This is a genomic window from Pseudomonas sp. P5_A2_2, from assembly GCF_054177685.1.
On record NZ_JBGCUL010001076.1, the window covers coordinates 1 to 1454 of the forward strand.

The 1454-nt window shown below is 59.8% G+C and carries 2 protein-coding genes; both read right to left on the reverse strand.

Features of this window, described 5'->3' with window-relative positions; all coding sequences use genetic code 11:
• Nucleotides 1–164, reverse strand: a 164-nt coding sequence (locus ACXRVY_RS28925) for a transposase (protein WP_457265997.1), incomplete at its 3' end; no start/stop codon positions are given.
• A 272-nt stretch (nucleotides 165–436) separates the two neighbouring features.
• The gene (locus ACXRVY_RS28930) at nucleotides 437–1402 is read right to left on the reverse strand and encodes an HlyD family secretion protein (RefSeq protein WP_457265995.1); all 966 of its coding nucleotides are present in this window, start codon (nucleotides 1400–1402) and stop codon (nucleotides 437–439) included.
• Nucleotides 1403–1454: the final 52 nt, after the last annotated feature.

A 1454-nucleotide genomic window follows, 5' to 3' on the forward strand; every position in this document is an offset into this window, starting at 1 on the left:
ACCGGAGTCGAGCCCAAACGTTCCTTCCGAACCTGGTCGACCCAGCGGCGCAGGGCCGTAGGACCGATATCCAGGCTGGCGCAGACCTCGGGAACCGACTGTCCCTCGTCCAGCACCATGCTCGCCGCCTTGAGTTTGAACTCACTGGAATAAGATTTACGCATAGCCAAAACACCTCAGATTTGGGCGCCATCATAGCGCCCGATTGAAGTGTCCAAAATCATTAGGCCAGTTCAGCTTGCTCGCGATAGCGGACCGTCAGGCACCCCTTGTGTGACTGACTAACCGTCATCGCGAGCAAGCTCGCTCCCACAAGGTTTGCGGTGTTCAAACGCTTAACTGATCGGCATTAGGGCTTGCCCGCGATAGCGATGTGTCAGTCGACATCATCTTCGAATGTGAGTCCGTCATCGCGAGCAAGCTCGCTCCCACAGGGTTAGCGGTGATCTCCAGGTTTTTGGGTTTCCTGGACGGTCACAGTAGCAGTAGTCCCCGCCCTCAGTTTGTCTTTACCGGCATAGCCGGCATCGATCTCGATCCGCACCGGCACCCGTTGCGCCAGTTTGATCCAGGTGTAACTGGGGTTGATATTCGCCAGCAAGCGGCCACCGGGCAGGTTTTCCCGGTCGGCAATGGCGAAGGCAATGCTCTGCACTTTGCCGCCGAACGTTTCGCCACTCATCAATTCGATCTTGACCCGGTCGCCCTCCCCGATCCGCGGCAACTTGGTTTCTTCAAAGTAACCGCTGACATAGAACGAATCGCTGTCCACCAACGCCAGCAATGGACCGCCGGCCGAGGCGTAGTCGCCCTCGCGGGTCAGCAGGTTGGTGACATAGCCGGTCACCGGGGAAACGACGTGGGTACGCTGCAAATCGAGTTCAGACTGGGTCAATGCCGCGATGGCCAGTTGCACGTTGGCCTGGGCCAGCACCAGATTGGCCTGATTACGCAGCAAGTCGGCCTGGGCCACCGACACATCGGTGTTGGCTTTTTCCCACTCTTCGCCGGAAATCGCCGAACGATCCTTGAGCGTGCGCCGCCGTTGCTCTTCGCTCTGACGTTGTTTGAGCAACGCTTCGCTGGCGGTAATGGTCGCCTGGGCCTGCCCGAGCGAGGCTTTCGCCACCTCTACGGCACGTTTGGCATGCTCCACCGCCAGGGTGTAACGCGCCGGATCGATCTCCAGCAGCGCCTGGCCTTTATTCACATGCTGGTTGTCCTGCACGGTCAGGCTGACGATTCGCCCCGAAACGTCGGCGGATAAGGTCACCACATCGGCACGCACCCGGGCATCCCGGGTCCAGGGGGCGCGGGTGTAATGCTCCCACGCGAACCAGCCCAGGATAACGGCCAGCAGTACCACCGCCAGCGTCGTGAGTCGGGAAAGGATGTTCTTCAAGGCATCAGGCTCCCATCACCAGGATCAACGTGGCGCAGACGCAGACGTATAG